Annotated in this window: 4 protein-coding genes; 2 read left to right on the top strand and 2 right to left on the bottom strand. The window is 55.6% G+C overall.

Features of this window, described 5'->3' with window-relative positions:
• Window positions 1–195: 195 nt before the first annotated feature.
• A complete protein-coding gene (ves, locus tag FN633_RS02190) occupies window positions 196–753 on the top strand; it encodes an environmental stress-induced protein Ves (protein ID WP_042394862.1) in 558 nt (185 codons plus the stop codon).
• A gap of 47 nt (window positions 754–800) precedes the next feature.
• On the opposite strand, the gene cho is transcribed toward ves, so the two are convergent.
• Together cho and nadE are read right to left on the bottom strand one after the other, a co-directional pair.
• Entirely contained in the window at window positions 801–1,676 is an 876-nt protein-coding gene (cho, locus tag FN633_RS02185) for an excinuclease Cho (RefSeq protein ID WP_154056581.1), read from the bottom strand.
• An 85-nt stretch (window positions 1,677–1,761) separates the two neighbouring features.
• Complete coding sequence (gene nadE / locus FN633_RS02180; protein ID WP_154056580.1) at window positions 1,762–2,589, bottom strand: ammonia-dependent NAD(+) synthetase; 828 nt, start codon at window positions 2,587–2,589, stop codon at window positions 1,762–1,764.
• Window positions 2,590–2,841: 252 nt separating this feature from the next.
• On the opposite strand from nadE, the gene osmE reads away from it, so the two are divergent.
• Entirely contained in the window at window positions 2,842–3,183 is a 342-nt protein-coding gene (osmE, locus tag FN633_RS02175) for an osmotically-inducible lipoprotein OsmE (protein WP_042394854.1), read from the top strand.
• Window positions 3,184–3,263 lie beyond the last annotated feature (80 nt).

Raw genomic sequence — 3,263 nt, 5'->3', positions numbered from 1 at the left:
AATCATCTTCTTAAGACCGCCGGACTTGCTCACATCCCCATCGGGCTGTGGGCAAGTCCGGCGGTTTTTTCTTTGTTCCCCTCTTTGTTAGCCGCTAACGAAACGGTATGCTCATTCAGAACAGCAATCGATAACAAAAAAGCGTGGCGGCTATGACCGTTGCGCGGACGCGCGTGCGCGTCATTGAGGGTGATGATGGAATACTTTGATATTCGTAAAATGCCAGTCAACCTGTGGCGCAATGGCGCAGGCGAGACCCGAGAAATTTGCTGCTTTCCGGCTGCGACCCGTGATTTCGACTGGCGCGCCAGTATTGCCTCTCTTGCCAGCAACGGCGGTTTTCCCCAGTTTACCGGCGTGGATCGGGTGATTACCCTGATTGAAGGGGGAGAGGTGATGCTCGACGGCGGCAGCGCGTTTAACCATACGCTTAAGCGTCTCCAGCCCTTTACCTTTGCTGGCGAGCAGCCGGTCAGGGCGCAGCTTTCCGACGGTCAGATGTCGATGGATTTTAATATCATGACCCGCCGGGATCGCTGTCAGGCGAAGGTGCGCGTTGCCGATCGCACCTTTACGACCTTTGCCTCACGGGGTGGGGTGGTTTTTGTTTTGAGCGGGGCATGGCAGCTGGGGGATAAGCTACTGACTGCTGACCAGGGTGCCTGGTGGCAGGAGGGGCATCACACGCTGCGGCTATTGAAGTCCGAGGGCCAGCTGCTGTTTAGCGAAATCACCTGGCTGCCGGGCCACTAAGCCGTAACTGCTCGCCTGCCGTTGACGCTACGGCAGACGAGCAAAGGTTACTCTGCGGGCCAGGGCAGCTCGGTAATATCGTGTTGGCCGGTAATCAGCGGTTTGCAGAGGATCTTATAGCCATCCTGATCGAAGCTTGCCTGCGGACGCGGCAGGCTGGCCGCCTCGTCAAGCGAATCTACCGACCCCAGCCACAGCCAGTTATGGATGATATGATACTGGGTCATCTCTCCGCTGCTCTCTTTCAACGCAACCGGACCACGCCACGGCCAGCACACCAGCCGCGTGCGCTCAAGTGCGTCAATCAGGCGCTGGTTATGCGCCTCCACGCTCTCCTTGCCGCAGCACGCCCCCGCACAGCGGTTGAGCGCTGAACGGAAACAGCCCCGGCCTCGGGTCAGCGACTCCAGCCCCAGCAGTCCGTAGCAGAGCTTTTGCTCATCGGCGATGCTTTGCAGCGTTTGCAACGCCGCCCGACGGTTAGCGAACAGACCGTACAGCCCTGGCTGTGCCGAGAAGTCGACCTCGCGGGCATAGACGACCTGCGGTTTTTCCCCCGCCAGCAGCAGAGAGCAGAGCTGGCGATTGCGCCGCAGCCGTTTGTTGAACAGCGGCTGCTGCTCTTTAATCAGCTGTGCTTCCAGCAGCAGAGCACCAATTTCACCGGCGGTACGCACCCAGGTAATGCGCCGGGACTGGCGCAGCATGGCGGCCTCATCGGCGGTGCGCAGATGGGAGAGCACGCGGCTGCGAATATTGATGCTCTTACCGATGTAGAGCGGCATCGCTTCGCTTTCGCCATGGAAAAAATAGACGCCGGGATGCTTAGGTAATGCTTCAAGCCACGGTCGCAAATGTTCGGGATACTCGTAGATAGCCGCCGCCTCAAAATCCAGACGTGGGGCTGATTGACGCCTTGCCACAGATAAACTCCTGATACTGGTTACTTATCCAGTGTAGCAGGCAATGAATGGTGAAAAAAGAGGCGGCTTGCGCCGCCTGGGGAATTTATTTCTTCCAGAAGTCGTCAAAAACCGTGATCGGTGGACGGCGCTTGTGCTCGGTTTTCAGGTACCAGCCCTCGATAATGCGGGCGGTGCCTTCATCCAGCGTTTTGCCTTCCAGATAATCATCAATGTTTTCATAGGTCACACCCAGCGCGGCTTCATCCGGCAGGGAGGGGCGATCGTCTTCCAGATCCGCCGTTGGCGCTTTTTTGTAGAGATGCTCTGGACAGCCCAGATGCGCCAGCAGCTGTTTACCCTGGCGTTTGTTCAGGCGGAACAGCGGGTTGATATCCGTGCCGCCGTCACCGTACTTGGTATAAAACCCGGTTACCGCCTCTGCGGCATGGTCAGTACCAATCACTACGCCGCTGGTCATGCCAGCAATGCTGTACTGGGCTTTCATACGCTCACGCGCTTTTTCATTGCCGCGAACAAAATCGCTCAGTTCAATGCCCGCTTCGCGCAGGGCCTGCTCGCTGGCCAGCACGGCGGATTTGATGTTTACGGTCAACACGCGGTCCGGCTTGATGAAGCCGATGGCGTCCTGGCAATCCTGCTCGTCAAACTGCACGCCGTAGGGCAGGCGCACGGCGATAAACTGCAGCGCCTCGTTGCCCGTCTCCTGACGCAGTTCAGTTATGGCCATCTGGCTCAGTTTGCCGGCAAGGGTCGAATCCTGGCCGCCGCTGATGCCCAGCACCAGGGTTTTTAAAAACGGGTGCGCTTTTAGATAGGCTTTGAGAAAATCTACGCTGCGGCGAACTTCTTCTTCCGCATTTACCGTTGGCTTCACGCCAAGGGCTTCAATAATTTCTTGTTGCAGAGTCATTAATTATCCTCCGTTAGTGGCCTGCCGGGCCAGTGGCAATATCGCTCTCTAATAAAGCTAACTCGTCGGCACTGAAACGACAAGGGTATCGCCATCGAGTGCCGTAATTTGCGTCGGTTTAGTACCTTATATCAGTTTTATTAGAATTTTCCGAAAGTTATGTCATCGCAATCAGCAGGTTGAAAAAAGTTATTTTATATTCCAGGCTTAGATAACGCGCTGATACAACAGCGGATAACAAGAGGAAGGATTATGAATATGAAACTCGCAGGAATTATGGGTGCAGCAGCAGTAATGGCAATGCTGGCAGGGTGTACTGCTTACGATCGTACTAAAGATCAGGTCACCACGCCGGTCGTTAAAGACGTTAAAAAAGGCATGAGCCGCGCGCAGGTTATGCAGGTTGCAGGTAAACCGTCCTCAGAAGTCACTATGATCCACGCTCGTGGTACCTGCCAGACCTATATCCTGGGTCAGCGCGATGGTAAAACCGAAACCTACTTTGTGGCGCTGGACGACACCGGCCACGTGATGAATTCGGGCTATCAGACCTGTGCGGAGTACGACACCGACCCGCAGGCCCCGAAAAAATAATGCTATTTTAGCCTGAGCAAATTTAGCCTGAGCAAAAAAAACCGGCGTAAGCGCCGGTTTTTTTATGCCAAAACGTCTGT

It is taken from the genome of Pseudescherichia vulneris (assembly GCF_902164725.1).
In the GTDB taxonomy this organism is placed as follows: Bacteria; Pseudomonadota; Gammaproteobacteria; order Enterobacterales; family Enterobacteriaceae; genus Pseudescherichia; species Pseudescherichia vulneris.
The sequence above is the reverse complement of the archived record's forward strand: the minus strand, read 5'-3'. Positions and strand labels throughout refer to the sequence as shown.

Excerpts from the sequence above, each read along its gene's own strand:
- ves (WP_042394862.1), top strand. The coding sequence starts at position 196 with ATGGAATACTTTGATATTCGTAAAATGCCAGTCAACCTGTGGCGCAAT.
- nadE (WP_154056580.1), bottom strand. The coding sequence starts at position 2,589 with ATGACTCTGCAACAAGAAATTATTGAAGCCCTTGGCGTGAAGCCAACG.
- osmE (WP_042394854.1), top strand. The coding sequence starts at position 2,842 with ATGAATATGAAACTCGCAGGAATTATGGGTGCAGCAGCAGTAATGGCA.